The organism is Rodentibacter caecimuris (assembly GCF_010587025.1).
Taxonomy (GTDB): Bacteria; Pseudomonadota; Gammaproteobacteria; order Enterobacterales; family Pasteurellaceae; genus Rodentibacter; species Rodentibacter caecimuris.
Window position 1 is genome coordinate 2431316 of sequence record NZ_CP040863.1, and the last position, 18106, is coordinate 2449421.

Genomic DNA, 18106 nt, shown 5'->3' on the forward strand with positions numbered 1-18106 from the left:
ATTAAACTTCTCCTTGTTGCATTAGAACTTCTGCAATATGCATAACTTTTACTTTTTTGCCTTCACGTTGTAAACGCCCGCCAATATTAATTAAACAGCTTACATCTGCACCAATTAAATAATCCGGTTCAACCTCGGTAATATTTTTTACTTTCTCTGTAACCATTTCTCCGGAAATTTCTGCCATTTTAACTGAAAATGTTCCGCCAAAACCGCAACAGGTTTGTTGATTGTGAATTGGAAGAAGTTCTAAACCTTTTACGTTGCGAAGCAAAGCGAGAGGCTCATCGATGATACCGAGTTTACGGCTTAAACTACAAGAAGGATGATAAACAGCTTTGCCTGTTAATGTGGCTCCAATATCGGTTTTTCCGAGAACATTGACGATAAAATCGGTAAGATCATAAAAGCGTTTTGATATATTTTCTGCTCGTTTTGCCCATTCGGTTTCACCAAATCGATTAAAATATTCTGGATAATATTTAATTGCAGAAACGCATGAACCGGCCGGAGCGACGATAGGATGATCGTTTACTTCAAAGGTTTCAACTAAATTTTTCATTCCGGCTAAGGCTTGTTTCGTATAACCGCTATTTATCGCAGGTTGCCCACAACAACCTTGTTTTTCTAGGAAAATGACATTGCACCCCAACTTTTCGAGCAAGAGAACGGTGTTTTTTGCAACACCGGCTTTCACGACATCTGCAATGCAGGTCACATAAAAATTTACATTCATTTGATATGCCTATTAAAATTAAGAATAAGAAAAAATCGTATTTATACTACTGTTATAGTACAAAAGGAAGTATAAATACTTCCTTTTAGGTTTAGTAAAATATAAATTTGTAGTGTTATTTCTCTATATTAAACATTGAAAAACATTGGAATAATAGTTAATGCCACTACTGCTGCAATAACACCATACACAAACATTGGTATGACAGTTTTCTTAATAATTGCACCTTCTTGGTTTTGAATATTTAAAACAGAGTTTACCGCAACGATGTTATTAATACAAACCATGTTGCCCATCGCTCCCCCAACAGATTGTAGTGCTAGAATGAGGCTTGCTGATAACCCGGTAATTTCTGCTGTCGATAATTGTACACTACCGAAAGTGAGATTTGAGACGGTATTAGAACCTGAGAAGAACGCGCCTACCGCTCCTAAGTAAGAAGCGAAGATTGTCCAATATTCTCCGGTTGCTTGAGCAAAGCTTTTACCAATAATTTTAACCATTGAAGCATCACCGCCAACAAGCATTAAGTTTACCATGATTAATGCGCCGACAAGTGCATAAAATGGGTTTCTGGATTGTTTCAAACTACCGATAAAAATCGATTTGGTTTTTTGAGCGTTCATTGTAAACAACGGTACGCAAATTAGAACGGTAATAATAAATGGAATTAAAGCCGGAACATAAAGTAATTTGTAGCTGGCATTTACATTAGTGCCGAAAATTTCTTTTAAGCTGAAAATTAAACCTTTACTGATTTCAAATTGTCCGAGAGAACCAAGCTGTACTGCAAACCAAGTTGTTGCATCGTTCATCATGGCTTTGAATGGTAGTTGTTGAATACGGGTTACGATTAAAAACAAAATCAGTAAGCCTGTTGGTAATAATGCTTTAGCTACTTCTTTGCCATTGACTCCCGTATTATCTAATGTATTTTCTACTTTCGCTAAGCCAATACCTTTATTCGCTACAAATACGGAAATAAACATACCGATTGCACCGCCGACTAAAGACGGGAATTCATAATTTATCTGTGCAAGGAAGAAATAAGGGATAACGCACGCAAAAATACTAATATAAATAAATACGATATTTTGGCGGATTTCTTTTCCGGACACGATAAAACGCAACGCAATGAGTGGAATGACTAATGCAGCAAAAGCATGAATGGTTGCTGTTATTGAACCTATTTCAAGTATTTGACTCTCTGCTAAATTTAATGGGCCAAATCCGAACCAAGTTGGTGTACCTACCGCCCCAAAAGAAACGGGAACTGAGTTCATAATTAAGGCTAAAACGGCAACTTTTATTGGGTTAAAGCCTAAGCCGACAAGAATAGGAGCGGCAATTGCTGCAGGTGTACCAAAACCACTAGCGCCTTCAATCATAAAAGCAAAGGCCCAGCCGATAATCATTATTTGTGCGACCGGATTGGGGTTGATTTCACCTAACCATTTACGCAAGGTATCGGTTACGCCGGACGCTTCCGAAAAACGATTAAATAAAATCGCTCCGAAAATAACCGTAATAGGCGTTTGCACCGCAATAATGGCAGAAGCGATATTGGCACTGACTGTTGAAATATCGGTACCAAAATAAATAAGCTGAATAATCAGCACCACCACGGCAATCCAAGGAAGAGCAACATAAGAAGGAAGTGCATTACGTTTTACCATTAGATAAATCAGTAAAACAATTGGAAAGATACTAAAAAAAAGAGCCATAGGATTCCTTATATAACTAGGGGTTCTTTAAGATTGTTAGGTTAATTGGTGATGAATTGTAAATAAGTTATTGGATAAATAAAGTAAAATGTTGAAAAATTGTGACTTTGATCATAAAAATTATTTAAATATATTGAATGATTACCTAAAGTAGGTAGATAAAAGTGCGTCAATTTTGACCGCACTTTTTTAGTTTTTCGGTATTATGTAGCAGTTGCACAAACTTAGATTTTATCTCATCGCTAGGGACACCATGCCGGCGTCCGAAAAAATTCAATGATTTTAAAAGGTTGTATGCGGACGCCAGCGTGGCATCTCTAAATTTTCTTTAAATTGTACATTTGCTACATAATGCCGTAGTTTTTTAATATTATTGTTTACGCCAAATTGTACCGTTTGGCCCGTCTTCCAAAATAATACCCATTGCATTGAGTTCATTGCGGGCCGAATCGGCAGCAGACCAATTCTTGGCTGCTCTGGCATCATTACGTTGCTTGATCAAATTTTCTATCTTAGCGATTTCTTCATTATTGGAACCCGCCTGTAAGAATTGTTCGGGATCTTGTTCAAGTAATCCGAGAATATTTGCCAATTCACGTAAGCGGGCAGCCAAACCGTCCGCCAACGCTTGATTTTCTGATTTTAATTTATTGATTTCTCTTGCCATTTCAAATAAAACGGAAATTGCATTAGGCGTGCTGAAATCATCATCCATCGCATCACGGAACGCTGCCACAAAATTTTCTCCGCCAAAAGCAGCCGCACTTTGATCTGTTCCCCGCAATGCAGTATATAACCGCTCTAGGGCACTATGGGCAAGATTTAAATTTTCTTCACTATAATTTAGTTGGCTACGATAGTGGGCGGATAACAGAAAATAACGTACGCTTTCAGCATCATAATGACTCAGTACATCACGAATAGTGAAGAAATTGCCGAGAGATTTCGACATTTTTTCCTTATCTACCATAATCATGCCGGAGTGAATCCAGTAATTGACATATTCTCCGTCGTGAGCACAGCAGGATTGGGCAATTTCGTTTTCATGGTGGGGAAACATTAAATCGGAACCGCCGCCGTGGATATCAAAATGATTGCCGAGTTGTTTACTGTTCATCGCTGAGCATTCAATATGCCAGCCAGGTCGACCGGCTCCCCAAGGTGAAGCCCAACTCGGTTCATTCTCTTTTGACATTTTCCATAGCACGAAATCCATCGGATTTTTCTTCACGTCAGATACATCAACCCGTGCGCCGGCTTGTAATTGCTCTAAATCTTGACGGGATAATTGACCGTATTCTTTGAAACTTTCTACATCAAACATGACATCCCCGTTTTGTGCGACATAGGCGTGTCCTCGCTGAATTAATTTTTCAACGATTTCAATAATTTCAGGAATATGATGGGTGGCGCGCGGTTCAAAATCCGGATGTAAAATATTCAATGTATTGAAATCCTTGTACATCTCAGTAACCATGCGATCAACTAATTGTTCGCAGGTTTCTTGGTTTTCTAGTGCTCGTTTAATGATTTTGTCATCTACATCGGTAATATTGCGTACATAGGTTAAATTGTAGCCTAAATAACGTAAATAACGGGCGATCACATCAAAGGAAACAAAAGTTCGTCCGTGACCGATATGGCATAGGTCATAAACTGTGACACCGCACACATACATACCCACGTTATTTTTGTGAATAGGTTTAAAAATTTCTTTTTCTCGGGTTAGGGTATTGAAGATTTTTAGCATGGTTAAGCTCGTAGAATATGGTAAAAACTGACCGCACTTTATAGCACTTTTAGCTTGATTGTGGAATAATGTAGCCCTCAATTTTTCATAAGGAAAACAAAATGGTTACGTTACACACAAACTTTGGCGATATTAAAATTAAATTAGATTTTGATAAAGCCCCTGTTACGGCAGAAAATTTCTTAAATTACTGTAAAGAGGGTTTTTATAATAACACAATTTTCCACCGCGTAATTGATGGATTTATGATTCAAGGTGGCGGTATGGAAAGCGGAATGAAAGAGAAAAATACAAATGCCCCAATTCAAAATGAAGCGGCAAACGGATTAAGCAATAAACGCGGCACTATTGCGATGGCGCGTACCTCTGATCCGCATTCGGCAACGGCACAATTTTTTATTAATGTGGCGGATAACACTTTTTTAGATCATCGTTCTAAAGAAATGTTTGGCAAAACTGTGGTACAAGAATGGGGCTACGCCGTGTTCGGTGAAGTGGTTGAAGGTATGGACGTTGTGGATAAAATTAAGGGCGTGAAAACCGGTAATAAAGGCTTCCACCAAGACGTGCCGAAAGACGATGTGGTGATTAATTCTGTTACTGTAGAATAATGAAGGAAACCTGAGCATTGTCTCAGGTTTTTTACTTAAAATAACCAATGGGGACAATATTAATGGAAGAACTGATTAAAATTGTTGAAGCAGAGTATGAGGATTATCAAAGAGAATATTACCTTAATACAATTCATTCTCTCACGGAACAAGAACGAAATAATCTACTTGCTTTGATAAATAAAATGAGAAAAGCAGGTTCAAAAAAACCGTTTTCTTGGGCAATCAGTGAGATTAAAGAAAATCTCCCTCAATTTGCTCGATTTGCTGTTTTAAGAGAATTGGAAAAAATTAATCGTGAGGTGAGCAAGCATATTTACTATACCCAAGAATATGCGGAGGAAAGCGATGAATTTATGGCATTACATAAAAAGGTAAAACAATACCTTTCTCCTGAAGAGTTAGGAAGGTATTTGCAACTCTATACACAAACGGTTACTGAGCAATTTATTTCTTTATTAGATGAGGGGAACCCTCGTGCAGGAGAACCTAATTGGGCATTATCAGAATTGGATAGTGATTATTGTCATTCCCGTTTCATAAATGGGTTACATGAAGAAGGATATATCAGCGATGAAATTGATTGGCAGTTGATTGAGCAGGAAGATCAAGAATAGAATAATAAGGTTTGACTAAATTAAATATTATGCCTTTTTTCGATACTCATACCCACCTTGATTATTTACAGCGGTTTACCGGTGACTCCCTTTCACAACTAGTGGAAAATGCTAAGCAAGCCGATGTAGAGAAAATTCTGATTGTTGCAGTGCTTGAACGGGATTTCAAAACAATTCAAAAAATGACCGCACTTTATCCGGAAAGTTTATATTACGGGCTAGGTTTGCACCCGCTTTATATTAAAGAACATTCGGAAAAGGATTTATCCGTGTTGGAACAAGCGTTAGGGCAGCGTGATAAAAATGGTACGGCGCTGGCGGAAATTGGTTTAGAACGAGCGATTCCCGATTTATTGACGGACAAACTTTGGCAAAAACAATGTCATTTTTTTGAAAGTCAGCTTTATTTAGCGAAACAATTTGACTTACCCGTAAATATTCATAGTCGAAAATCTCATGATCAAGTGTTTACTTTTTTAAAACGTATTTCATTGCCTAAATATGGCGTGATACATGGTTTTGCAGGTAGTTATGATCAAGCCAAACGGTTTGTGGATCTTGGTTATAAAATCGGTGTCGGTGGCACCATTACTTATCAACGGGCGAATAAAACCCGCCAAGCCATTGCAAAATTGCCTTTGGATGCCTTGGTGTTGGAAACGGATTCTCCCGATATGCCGGTGTTTGGTTTTCAGGGACAGCCAAATCGCCCAGAGCGGATTATTCAGGTATTTCATTCCTTATGTGAGCTAAGGAATGAGGAATCCGCTCAAATAAAAGAGGCTATTTGGTGTAATAGTAATAAATTATTTGGGAGATAATAAGATGGGCGTTTTAGGACCGCATGAAGGGAGAGAATTAGAATTAATGCTCAATCATCAAAAAGAGATTGCATTGTTTTACACGGATAGTGAAGTACCTGAGCATTTTTTCCCTTATTTAGAGGATAAGACATTTCAGCTAAAAACAATTAATTTAAAAACCTCACTGGGTGATTTTTCCTATTACTTAATATATCGACCGGAACATATAAAAAAAGCAGAGGAATTAAGCTCGGTTTTGTTGAAAAGTTACGATAAGTTTGATCCTGATTTAGAAAGAAAAATCGGGAAATTACTTGGTTATAGTGATGATGATATTGAGTTCTATATAAACCATTGGTTAAAATCGACATAGGAAAATGTATTATATGTAATAAAATAGTTTCATTGCAGTGTACACTATGGAGAAATATCATTTTGTCAGTCAGTCAGTCAGTCAGTCAGTCAGTCAGTCAGTCAGTCAGTCAGTCAGTCAGTCAGTCAGTCAGTCAGTCAGTCAGTCAGTCAGTCAGTCAGTCAGTCAGTCAGTCAGTCAGTCAGTCAGTCAGTCAGTCAGTCAGTCAGTCAGTCAGTCAGTCAGTCAGTCAGTCAGTCAGTCAGTCAGTCAGTCAGTCAGTCAGTCAGTCAGTCAGTCAGTCAGTCAGTCAGTCAGTCAGTGAGATTAGTCTAAGTTTTGTTGTTCCTGTTTACAATGTCGAAAAATATCTTGCTCAGTGTTTGGATAGTCTTGTTTCACAGTCCGTGAGTAAAGAAATCATCATTGTCAATGATGGTTCAACGGATGGTAGCTTAGCCGTTGCCGAGCAGTATTTCTCTCGTTATCCCTTCATTACCCTCATCAATCAACATAATCAAGGGGTTGCTTCTGCCCGTAATGCTGGGTTAAGGCAAGCGAAAGGACGTTATGTCTATTTTGTCGATCCCGATGATTGGATTGTTGAAACTAATTTAGGCAGCATGGTTGAGATTGCTGACAGACATCAAGCTGATGTGCTAAAAGGCACAACAGAAAATAGTTATGAATGCGATTCAAGAGGACCTTGTTCACGCAGGTTTGAGTCCTCTCGAATAAAATCAAATCAATATGAGGTTATGAGTAGTTATCAACATTTGAATGATATGCTCAAATGGGATTGGCTTCCAAGTTGCTGTTTTGGTTTTTTTAGAACAAACTTTTTGCGCCAAAATAATCTTTGGCTTAATGAAGCCTTAAATATTGGGGAAGATTTGCTGTTTATTGCAGAAATTCTTTCTCTCTCAGATGTTACAGTGATTGAGGTAGGGCGTGTATTTTATCACTATCGTTTAAGACCAAATAGTCTCACCACAACAAAAAACGATATATCAAAACTTGTTCATCTATTTGAACTTGATAAATATTTAATAAAACTTTATGAACAACGCCAAAATGACATTAAAAATGTCAATGAAGAAACAAAAAGAATGTTTGTAAATTTAGAAAGAATTAGAGCGATTAACTTTAGTATAGCTTATCGTTATCAATATTCACGGTATTCACCGGAATTGAAAGCTGAAGTCTATCATTATTTCACAGAAGAAGTATTACAATTGATGAAAAAATGGCTTCCTTTTGAGGTGAAATTATAAATCCTTAAAGCGATAAATAATCTGATTCGCCGATCCCCGCCAGAGTAGGCTAGGATCTGCTTTTTCTTGTTCAAATTTTCCATCAATGAGGACATCAACATAGGGTAGCATGGCACGCTGATTTTCGTCCAATTCGTCTAATTTGTAACCTGTCCATACCCAAATGTCTTTGTCGGGGCATTCACGTTTTACCCGTTGTACGAAAGGCAAGAGCGTTTCTATGTTGCGAGGATGTAATGGGTCGCCACCGGACAGTGTTAAACCTTGGCGTTTAATACGGGTATCTTTTAAATCATTGATAATTTGTTGTGCCATGGCTTCGTCAAATACTACGCCGGCACTGAACGACCAGCTTTTTTGGTTGTAGCAGCCCTTGCAACCATGAGTACAGCCACTCACAAAGAGTGTACAGCGTGTGCCTTCGCCATTTACCACATCAACGGGGTAATATTGTAAATAGTTCATTTTGCCAATTCCTGAAAAGTGCGGTTTAAATTCTCGTCAAATTCACCATTGTGTGCAATTAATCTTTGCAATGGCCATTTAATTCTTGCATAATAGCGCGCAATCGCATTGCGATATCAATGGAAACCTTCTCGGTCTCTCGCAACGGTGTCCGGTTTACCCGGTCAGGTTCGGAAGAAAGCAGCCAAAGTCGGAATTTCTGTGTGCCGAGAAGAAGCTGGGAAGGTTTCCGCCCAACTTCTTCTTTTTCTTATATCCGTTCCAATAATCGTTTAAAAAATCCGTTTTCTTTTTTGATTAGACTGTCGTAATTGCCTTTTTCAATAAGTTTCCCTTCATCTATTACACAAATTGTGTCGAATTGTTCAATTGCGGTTAAACGGTGGGTCACCATGATCAGGGTTTTGTTTTCCGCATGTTGTAAAATTAAACGTAAAATTTGGCGTTCTGTATCACGATCAAGCCCCTCTGTGGGTTCATCTAATAATAAAATCGGTGCATTATTTAATAATATGCGTGCAATTCCCAGACGACGCTGCTCGCCGCCGGAGAGAGGGCGGCCGCCGTCACCAAGCCATATATTTAATCCTTGTGCTTGCTCTAATAATTTGCCCAATCCCACTTGATTGAGTACCTCGATCATTCTCTCTTCGGCGATTTTTTGGTGGGCGGCAAACTGTAAATTTTGACGTAGGCTATCGCTAAACACGTGTACCCGCTGAGTTAAAAAGCAAAATTGTTCGCGCAACGTTTGTTCGGAATAGAGTGAAACCGCTTTACCGGCGAGTAAAAGTTCCCCCTGATCGGCATCATAGTTACGTACCAATAATTGCAATAATGTTGATTTACCGCTACCCGTTTTACCAAGAATCGCAATTTTTTGCCCTTGTTCCAAATCAAGCGTGAGGTTATCCAGTGCAAGATTTTCTCTTTCAGGATAGGTAAAACTCAAATTCTTCGCAGAAATTAACCGCTCTTGCGGTTTAAATTCGGCGTTGCCCTGAAACTCAACTAAGGGTTGTTGTTCAATAATATCGGTCACCCGTTCTGCCGCGGCAATGACTTGACCGATATGCAAAAATGCCGTACCCAATGGCATAATAATTTCAAAAGCAGCTAACGCCGCAAAGGTGAAAAGGGCAATAAAGGCGGCACGATATTCGTCTGTACCAAAATCCGCTTGGCTGCTAAACCACAACATGGCACAAATGAGCAAACCATTTAGGAAGAGGACAAGTGCGGTGGAAAATCCGCTTAATTTTGCTTCTTTTGCTTGCTCCGCTTGCCAATTTCTCTCGGTTGCCGCCATTTTTTCTTTGACTTGTTTTTCCGCATTAAATAATAAAAGTTCGGCTTGTGCCTGAATAAATTCCAAAAATTGTGTGCGGTAATTGGCTCGTGTACGGATTAAAGGTTCGCCAAACTGTTTTCCTAAACGATAGAAAATGATCGGAATCAACACTAATAAGCACAATAAAAATGCCCCTAAACCCAATGAAAGCGGCATATTAATGAAGCTTAACCCAATTGTCATAGCAATCGTGACGAAGATTGACGTGAAAAAAGGGGCAAGTAAACGTAAATAAAGACTATCGAGAGTATCAACATCAGAAACCAAGCGATTTAACAAATCACTGTTACGATAGCGATTGAGCACGGCTGGGCTTAAGGGAATAATTCGCTCAAATACTTGGACGCGCAGTTTCGCTAAAATACGAAAAGTAGCATCGTGGGTAACGATTTTTTCAAAATAACGTGCGACCGTACGCCCAATCGCTAACCCTCGCACGCTGGCAGAAGGGTAAAAAAAGTTAAACAGTGTACCAAGTCCGGCAATAGCGGTGGCTGCCAAGAACCATCCCGATAGGGTAAGCAATCCCATACTGGAAGCCAATCCGCTAATCATTAACAGCAACCCTAAAATTAATGGTAATTTGGCAAACTTAAATAAACGTATAAAAGGCAGTAATGCTCGCATTATTGAATATCCTGTTGTCGTTGAGCGAGTAATTCGGCAAAAAAACCGTTATTTCTGAGTTGTGAAAAATCACCTTTCTGAACAATTGCACCTTGTTGCATCACTAAAATCTGATCGCATTGTTTTAATTCTTCAATACGATGGGTAATCATCAACGTGGTTTGATAACAGCTTATTTCACTTAAAGTTTGTAGCACTAAATTTTCAGATTGGGCATCGAGGCTTGCTGTCGGTTCATCAAGTAAGATCAATTTCCCTTTTCTTAAAAGTGCGCGAGCAATGGCAAGGCGTTGCGCCTGTCCTACCGAAACGCCCAAACCGCCGTCTTTTATCTCGTGGTCTAAGCCAAGTTTATCGGTAAACTCTTTAGCCTGTGCGAGAGATAAGGCCCGATCAATTTCTTCATCACTTGCCTGAATATCGCCAAGCAGCAGATTTTCTTTGATTGTGCCTTGCAATAACAAGGGATTTTGCCCTACCCAAGCGATATGTTTGCGCCAGTTTGCGAGATCGCTTTCACGCAGTTCTTGCCCGTTGATTTTCAATGAACCTTGATAAGGCAAAAAACCTAAAATAGCATTCATTAGAGAGGTTTTTCCGGCTCCGCTTTGCCCGACTAACGCCACATTGTGATTGCTCGGAATATGAAAACTAAGCGGTTGGGTGAGCGGCACTCCTTGGGAGGAAAGCACGATTAAATTTTCTGCCCGAATTTCAACCGCACTTTCAAAGGTAATCGTACGCTTATTTTGTTGAGTGGTGAGGTAATCGGTTTCTAAAAAATCGACAATGGCATCCGCCGCCCCGATACCGGCGGCACGATCATGATAATAAGTGCCGAGATCGCGTAGCGGTTGATAAAATTCCGGGGCGAGAATTAAACAAAAGAAACCGATAAAAAGGGTAAGCGGTGTGCTATAAGTACCAAATTCGACTTGCCCTAAATAACTGAAACCAAAATAGACTGCCATTAACGCAATAGAAATAGAGGTAAAAAATTCCAAAACGGCAGAGGATAAAAAGGCGAGTTTTAGCACGTCCATTGTGGTTTCACGGAAATGCTCCGTTGTTTTTTCTATGTGTTGGATTTGTTCGGAAGAGCGGTTAAAAAGCCGTAAAGTTTCAAGTCCGCGTAAGCGATCCAAAAATTGTGCACTTAAACGGGCGAGTGTCTCCATATTTTTCTGGCTACTGTCTGCCGCAGCAATGCCTACAAGAATCATAAAGAGCGGTATTAAAGGCGCGGTAACCATTAGGATTAATGCTGCCGCCCAATTTAGCGGAAAGACCGCAATCAAAATCACTATCGGGACAATCACGGAAAGGCTTTGTTGCGGTAGGAAACGGGCATAAAAATTATGTAAATTTTCTACCTGTTCCAACATAATACTTGCCCAGCTTCCGGCCGGTTTTTGATTGATTGTCGCCGGCCCGACAAGGTGAATTTTATCCAGAATTTGCCGGCGAATATGATTGCGTAATTGGCGGCCGGCTTCAAAACCGATTTTTTCGCGCCCCCACAAAATTAAGGCGCGTAAGGCAAAACTGAAAATTAAGCCGATAAAATAAGGAATGAGTTCATCACTCGATGTATTCTGCATGATTAGTTTATCAAGCAAGGTTGCAAGGAGATAAGTCTGTATCACCAAAATGATGGAAGAGAATGTGGCAAGGGCAATATTGGCGCGCATTAATTTTTTTATTGGTTGCTGTTGCGCATGTAGCCATTTTTGCAGGTATTTTTGACGAAGTTTGTCCATAGGTTCTCGTTCATCCTAATTCGGATAGAATGGATGGGCGTGAATTTGGAAAATTCACGCACAATGATGAGTAACGGGATGTGTTAAGTTTTACCTTACACATTCTGCAATTTATTTCTGTGCATCCAGATAGCGTTCGGCATCCAGTGCAGCCATACAGCCTGTACCGGCAGAAGTAATGGCTTGACGATAATTGTGATCCATGACATCACCTGCCGCAAAGACCCCTTCCACGGAAGTGGCGGTCGCGTTGCCTTCGAGACCGGATTTTACTACGATGTAGCCGTTATTGAGTTCGAGCTGTCCTTGGAAAATCTCGGTATTTGGTGAATGACCGATTGCCACAAATAAGCCGTCAAGGTTCAATTCTTCTTTCTCGCCGGTTTTGGTATTTTGCAGGCGTAAACCTGTCACCCCCATATTATCACCTAATACTTCGTCTAAAGTGCGGTCAGTGTGAAGCACGATTTTTCCTTCCTCCACTTTTTTGTAGAGACGGTCGATGAGGATTTTTTCTGCGCGGAAACTATCACGACGGTGGATTAAATGAACACAGCTTGAAATATTGGCTAAATAAAGTGCTTCTTCCACCGCGGTATTGCCGCCCCCAATGACTGCAACGGGTTTGTTACGGTAAAAGAAACCGTCACAGGTTGCACAGGCAGAGACACCACGACCTTTATAATTTTCTTCCGAAGGCAATCCCAAATAGCGTGCGGATGCGCCGGTTGCAATAATTAAGGCATCGCAAGTGAATTGTTGTACATCACCATAAAGTTTGAACGGGCGAGAAGATAAATCCACACGATTAATGTGATCAAAGACAATTTCCGTATCAAATTTTTCTGCGTGTTGTAACATACGTTGCATTAAGCCTGAGCCGGTCGTCATTTCAAAATCACCCGGCCAGTTTTCAATTTCATCAGTTGTTGTGAGCTGCCCGCCTTGTTGTAAACCTGTTACGAGTACCGGCTTTAAATTTGCCCGTGCGGCATAAATTGCCGCCGTGTAGCCGGCAGGGCCGGAACCTAAAATTAAAAGTTTTGCATGTTTAATCTTTGACATAAAGTATCCCTAATTTTTATGAGTTGATAGATAAATTAATTCAATTTGCCCAACGGATTATCCGTTTCTTTTTTAGTAGAGTAGGGAATAAAGCAAGCGCCGAAACTTGTTCGTTAATGGATCGGCATTGCCCATTGCACTCAAAATAGAGAGAAATTGCTGTTTTACTTCGCCATTTTGTGCATCTAATTCTTTCTTTAATATATCAAAGAGGAGAGAAAGTGCTTCTTCATTGCGGTTTGCCTGATGAAGTTGTATGGCAAGTTTAATAGCAATTTCCGTTGTCGGGTTTTGGGCATAATCTGATGTTAATTGCTGAATTTCCGGTGTATCGGCGGCTTGAATCAGTAATTCAATCTGTGCTTGTAAGCCTTGCCAGCGGCTGTCACGATCTTGCAATGGAATTTGGTTTAAGATTTCTTGCGCCGGTTCGGTTTTTTTCATTGCAATGTAGGTTTCCGCATAGAGTAGAGCAATATCACTGTTTTTCTTATCGGAAAGTTCCCAAGCCTCTTTTAATAGCGGCAATGCGGCATCATAATTTTCAACTTGCAAGAAATCCAAGGCTTGGTGAAATTTAATCTCTTCTTCTTTTGGTAAAATAACACTTAAGCGTTGTAACAGTGATGCTTGATCCAACGCACCGGGAAAGGCATCCAAGGCTTGTGCTTCTTTGAACAAATAAGTGGTGGGTAAGGCTTGAATACGGAATTGTGCGGCGATCAGCTGTTCTACCTCACAATTTACTTTACCGAGTATAAATTGTCCTTGATATTGCTCCACCAACTGTTCCAATAATGCTAAAAAATCTGCCGATTCTTTATGGCTCGGTGCATAAAAGTTCACTACAAGCGGTTTTTCAAGCGACTGTTGAAGAATTTCAGTGAGATTTTGTTCGTTAATCTCAATAACAAAAGGAAAATCAGCCATTGTTCATCCTTGTTCGGAAAAAATAATGGCTGATTTTAGCAAAGTGCGGTCAATTTTAGAAATGTTTTGAAAATTGACTGTGCTTTTGGGCTAGAGAATGATACTGCCGATTAGTGAGATAATGAAGCCAACCAAGCCAATTAACGTTTCTTGAACCGTCCAAGTTTTAAACATGGTCTTCGTATCAATTTCTAAAAAGCGGCTAACCAACCAAAATCCGCTGTCATTTACATGTGCTAAGACTGTCGCTCCGGAGGCAATTGAAATAACAATGAAACAAAGATCAAATTGGCTGAGTCCCGTTGTTGCTGAGACAGTTGGGGCAATTAAAGCAGATGTTGTTGTGATGGCAACGGTAGCGGAGCCCTGTGCTACACGTAATGCTGTTGATATGACAAATGCCGCAACAATAATAGGCATTCCTGTATCAGATAACATAGAGGCTAATTGATCGCCGATACCACTGGCTCGTAAAACACCACCGAACATCCCACCGGCTCCGGTGACTAAAATGATTGCACAAATCGGTCCAAGTGCATTATCACAGATTTTTTCAATTTGTTCGTAACTTCGTTGTTCTTTGAGTAAAGCGATTGAGACAAGTAATGTAATTAATAATGCGATTGGGGTTTTTCCTAATAAGCGTAAACTTTGTACTAATAATGAAGAACCATCAACCATTTTTGCTACGGTAAGCGTATATAAGACGGTATCTAACATGATTAAGCATAATGGGAGTAATAGAATGAAAAGTACTTTTTTAAAACTCGGAGGGGTTAAAGCCGTTTCATTTATTGGTGTGACATTTAAAAATGATTTTGGTAGATCTAGATGAAATTTTTTACCTAAATATGTGCCATATAGATAAGCGGCAAAGTACCATGTAGGAATAGCAACAACTACTGCAATGATTGTTAGTAAACCGATGTTTGCGCCGAGCAGTTCACCGGAGGCGACCGGGCCGGGATGTGGGGGAAGGAAAGCATGAGTGACAGCAAAGGCACCGGCAGCAGGAAAAGCATATTTAAATAGAGAACCGCCAAATTGTTTTGCAACACTAAATATTATAGGAAGCATCACAACTAAACCGGCATCAAAGAAGATCGGGAAACCAAATAAGAGAGAAGCTATACCTAAAGCAAAAGGCGCTCTTTTTTCTCCAAATTTATTGATGAGTGTATCGGCTAATACTTTTGCGCCACCAGTTATTTCAAGTAGTCGTCCGATCATTGCTCCAAGCCCGACTAATAGCGCCACTGAAGCAAGGGTATTTCCAAAACCGGTGAGAAGAGTTGGCAATATTTTATCTACGGGAATGCCTGTTGCGATTGCGGTAAGTAAACTAACAATTGTTAAGGCAACGAATGCATGGACATTAAATTTAATAATTAATAGCAATAAAACTGCTATTGAGGCGACAAGGATGAAAATTAGCATAATTTATTTACCTTATTTGATGTAATAACCTAAACAGCTGCAAGCATTCCGCCATCAACAAATAGCAAATGCCCATTAACAAAATCAGATGCTTTTGACGAAAGAAATATAGCGGCCCCAATTAATTCTTCCGGCTCTCCCCAACGTGCAGCCGGTGTTCTTTTACATAACCATTCTGTGAATTCTTTATTTTCTACCAACGGTTTTGTCAATTCTGTTTGAAAATATCCCGGAGCGATAGCATTCACTTGAATATTATAACGAGCAAGCTCAACACACATTCCTCTTGTCAGCATTTTTACCGCACCTTTTGAGGCTGCGTATGGTGTAATGGTGTCCCGTCCTAATTCACTTTGCATTGAACCTATATTAATAATTTTTCCTTTTTCACGCTGTACCATATATCGAGCGACGGCTTGTGAAATAATAAAAACAGCTTTTTGATTGACTTGAATAATATCGTCAAAGTCTTGTTCAGGAAATTCACAAAACGGATAGCGACGCTGAATACCTGCATTATTAATTAATACATCTATTGGGCCGATATTTTGTTCAATATAGTCAATGGCTGTATGAACTGCGGCAGTATTTGTCACATCAAAAGAAACGGGATAAGCAATAAACCCGTTGTCATTGAATTCTTTGGCTATTTTTTCAACGTTTTCTTGTTTTGTACCGTGAATGATAATTTTGGCACCTTGTCCGGCGAGCCCCTTTGCTAGTAAATATCCAATGCCTCGAGTGGATCCCGTAATTAAAATATTTTTATTTTTTACTGAAAAGAAGTTTTCCATAATGATTTTTCCTCTACGAGAATATTATTTGTACTTTTGAAATGTCATTTTTGTTTCCTGCCGTTTTTAGTGCATCTTCGAAATGCTTAAATGAAAATTTAGCGGAAAGTAGCGGTAATGGATTAACTTTACCGGTTGCCAGCCAATTGACTGCCGTATTAAATTCTTCAATAAAACGGAATGAACCTTTCCAATTAATTTCCTTAGCAATCAATGTCATTAATGGAAAGTTAGGGATGTTGCCCCCCATACCAATTTGTACAATTGTGCCTTTTGCTTTAGTCACTTCTAAACAACGCTCAATTGAAGAAGGATGACCTGAGGCTTCAAAAGACACATCAAATTCACCTTTGTGTTGCGCATATTCTGAAAAATCATCATTAGCATGAAGTACTTTCGTTGCCCCCATTTCTAAGGCTAAATTTAAGCAACGCTGACTAATATCTGTACAAATGATTTCTTGTGCACCTAATGCCTTTACTGAAGCGACAACTAAGCAACCGATTGGACCCACACCGGAAATAAATACACGTTTTCCTTTAAGATCTCCTCCTTGTTTGGCGGCATGAATAGCTACAGCAAGAGGTTCTGCAAAAACCATAGTTTCATCATCAACATCCTCCGGATAAGTAATACATTGAGAGTTATCAACAATTTTATATTGTGTAAATCCGCCATCTACGTGAGGGTTATACATAGCGCTCCCGAAGAAACGCATGGTTTCACATTGATTAATTTCTCCCGATAAACAATATTTACAACTGTGGCATGGTTTACTTGGATTTATTGCTACTTTTTGATTTATGTGTAAATTTGAGTCGTTTGTTTTTACGATTCTACCAATCACCTCATGTCCTAAAATCATGGGGTGTTTTACTGCAAAATTTCCAACTTTTCCGTGTTGATAATAATGTAAATCAGAGCCGCATATTCCTCCTCGAGCGATCTGGATAAGTGTTTGATGTTGATCGTTATCATCGTATTGCACATTTTGTTCAATAATTTCTACATTTTCTGCACTTTTAACTACACAGGATAAAGTTTTAATTTTCATATTTTCTCCTTTTACACATAGATATGTTACTGGTAACATATCTACTTATCACAGTTTGGTAAAGGTACTTTTTTCAGAAATGTGATCGACTTCAAAGAAATTGTGATAATTGTCTGTAAATAAAAATGAAAATATAGAATTTCTGTGATGTTTGTCACAAAATAAAATGTTACGAGTAACAATTCATCAAAATTCTTATATGATTAAGAAAAATATTTGTGAGGTATGTTATGAGTAAAGGAAAAAGTTTCATCCTTATGGGCGTTTCAAGTACCGGTAAAACTTCCGTTGGAACAGAAATTGCCCACCGTTTAGGGATTAAATTGATTGATGGTGATGATCTTCATCCGCGTGCGAATATTATTAAAATGGGGAACGGGCAGCCGCTCGATGATCATGATCGTGCCCCTTGGCTTGAGCGCATTCGCGATGCCGCATTCAGCCTTGAACACAAAAGTGAGATTGGTATTATTGTTTGTTCGGCATTGAAGAAAACGTATCGGGATTTGATTCGTGAAGGTAACGAGGGAGTCAAATTTTTATTTCTGGAAGGATCATTTGATTTAGTGCTTGAGCGTATGAAGCAACGCAAAGGGCATTATATGAAAACGGAGATGTTAAAAAGCCAATTCGATACCCTTGAAGTTCCGGGAGAAGATGAGCCGGATGTGATTCATATTGATATTGACGGTAGCTTTGAGGAAGTCGTACAACGTTGTATTGACGCACTGAAACCGTTATTTTGACGATGAAAGT

17 protein-coding genes and 1 other RNA gene are annotated in these 18106 nt (G+C 39.4%); 7 read left to right on the plus strand and 11 right to left on the minus strand.

Going from position 1 to position 18106, the window contains the following annotated elements:
* Position 1 precedes the first annotated feature (1 nt).
* The 3 genes from FEE42_RS11835 to cysS all read right to left on the minus strand — a co-directional run bounded on the left by FEE42_RS11835 (position 2) and on the right by cysS (position 4210).
* The gene (locus FEE42_RS11835) at positions 2–736 is read right to left on the minus strand and encodes a (Fe-S)-binding protein (RefSeq protein ID WP_059367065.1); all 735 of its coding nucleotides are present in this window, start codon (positions 734–736) and stop codon (positions 2–4) included.
* A 128-nt stretch (positions 737–864) separates the two neighbouring features.
* Complete coding sequence (locus FEE42_RS11840; RefSeq protein WP_059367063.1) at positions 865–2460, minus strand: lactate permease LctP family transporter; 1596 nt, start codon at positions 2458–2460, stop codon at positions 865–867.
* A gap of 370 nt (positions 2461–2830) precedes the next feature.
* The gene (gene cysS, locus FEE42_RS11845; RefSeq protein WP_164028716.1) at positions 2831–4210 is read right to left on the minus strand and encodes a cysteine--tRNA ligase; all 1380 of its coding nucleotides are present in this window, start codon (positions 4208–4210) and stop codon (positions 2831–2833) included.
* Positions 4211–4311: 101 nt separating this feature from the next.
* Between cysS and FEE42_RS11850 the strand changes: the two genes are divergently transcribed.
* The 5 genes from FEE42_RS11850 to FEE42_RS11870 all read left to right on the plus strand — a co-directional run bounded on the left by FEE42_RS11850 (position 4312) and on the right by FEE42_RS11870 (position 7867).
* Entirely contained in the window at positions 4312–4821 is a 510-nt protein-coding gene (locus tag FEE42_RS11850) for a peptidylprolyl isomerase (RefSeq protein WP_164028718.1), read from the plus strand.
* Between the two features lie 62 nt (positions 4822–4883).
* On the plus strand, positions 4884–5438 hold the full coding sequence (locus tag FEE42_RS11855; protein ID WP_059367056.1) for a hypothetical protein: 555 nt from the start codon (positions 4884–4886) through the stop codon (positions 5436–5438).
* A 29-nt stretch (positions 5439–5467) separates the two neighbouring features.
* Positions 5468–6259 (plus strand): TatD family hydrolase, encoded by a 792-nt coding sequence (locus FEE42_RS11860; protein ID WP_164028848.1) that lies wholly within the window; start codon positions 5468–5470, stop codon positions 6257–6259.
* A gap of 4 nt (positions 6260–6263) precedes the next feature.
* Entirely contained in the window at positions 6264–6614 is a 351-nt protein-coding gene (locus FEE42_RS11865; protein WP_164028720.1) for a hemocin immunity protein, read from the plus strand.
* Positions 6615–6676: 62 nt separating this feature from the next.
* Entirely contained in the window at positions 6677–7867 is a 1191-nt protein-coding gene (locus FEE42_RS11870) for a glycosyltransferase (RefSeq protein ID WP_164028722.1), read from the plus strand.
* On the opposite strand, the gene nrdG is transcribed toward FEE42_RS11870, so the two are convergent.
* The gene (gene nrdG, locus FEE42_RS11875) at positions 7862–8332 is read right to left on the minus strand and encodes an anaerobic ribonucleoside-triphosphate reductase-activating protein (RefSeq protein WP_135969141.1); all 471 of its coding nucleotides are present in this window, start codon (positions 8330–8332) and stop codon (positions 7862–7864) included. The two genes, FEE42_RS11870 and nrdG, sit on opposite strands and share 6 nt — an antisense overlap.
* Before the next feature lie 128 nt (positions 8333–8460).
* Here nrdG and ffs point away from each other — a divergent pair.
* Positions 8461–8559: signal recognition particle sRNA small type (gene ffs, locus FEE42_RS11880), an RNA gene on the plus strand.
* Positions 8560–8582: 23 nt separating this feature from the next.
* Here the strand turns inward: ffs and cydC are convergent.
* From cydC to idnD, 7 genes are all read right to left on the minus strand, one after another.
* The gene (gene cydC, locus FEE42_RS11885) at positions 8583–10310 is read right to left on the minus strand and encodes a heme ABC transporter ATP-binding protein/permease CydC (protein WP_164028723.1); all 1728 of its coding nucleotides are present in this window, start codon (positions 10308–10310) and stop codon (positions 8583–8585) included.
* Complete coding sequence (gene cydD / locus FEE42_RS11890) at positions 10310–12070, minus strand: heme ABC transporter permease/ATP-binding protein CydD (protein ID WP_164028725.1); 1761 nt, start codon at positions 12068–12070, stop codon at positions 10310–10312. The genes cydC and cydD overlap by 1 nt, the downstream gene beginning before the upstream one ends.
* A gap of 111 nt (positions 12071–12181) precedes the next feature.
* Positions 12182–13135, minus strand: coding sequence for a thioredoxin-disulfide reductase (gene trxB, locus FEE42_RS11895; RefSeq protein ID WP_059367043.1), 954 nt, complete (start codon positions 13133–13135; stop codon positions 12182–12184).
* 72 nt (positions 13136–13207) lie between these two features.
* A complete protein-coding gene (locus tag FEE42_RS11900) occupies positions 13208–14065 on the minus strand; it encodes a co-chaperone YbbN (protein ID WP_164028727.1) in 858 nt (285 codons plus the stop codon).
* Between the two features lie 90 nt (positions 14066–14155).
* On the minus strand, positions 14156–15502 hold the full coding sequence (locus tag FEE42_RS11905; protein ID WP_164028728.1) for a GntP family permease: 1347 nt from the start codon (positions 15500–15502) through the stop codon (positions 14156–14158).
* Between the two features lie 29 nt (positions 15503–15531).
* Complete coding sequence (idnO, locus tag FEE42_RS11910) at positions 15532–16296, minus strand: gluconate 5-dehydrogenase (RefSeq protein WP_059367035.1); 765 nt, start codon at positions 16294–16296, stop codon at positions 15532–15534.
* 13 nt (positions 16297–16309) lie between these two features.
* Positions 16310–17350, minus strand: a complete 1041-nt coding sequence (idnD, locus tag FEE42_RS11915) for an L-idonate 5-dehydrogenase (protein ID WP_164028729.1) — start codon at positions 17348–17350, stop codon at positions 16310–16312.
* A gap of 230 nt (positions 17351–17580) precedes the next feature.
* On the opposite strand from idnD, the gene FEE42_RS11920 reads away from it, so the two are divergent.
* Complete coding sequence (locus tag FEE42_RS11920) at positions 17581–18096, plus strand: gluconokinase (protein WP_135969593.1); 516 nt, start codon at positions 17581–17583, stop codon at positions 18094–18096.
* Positions 18097–18106 lie beyond the last annotated feature (10 nt).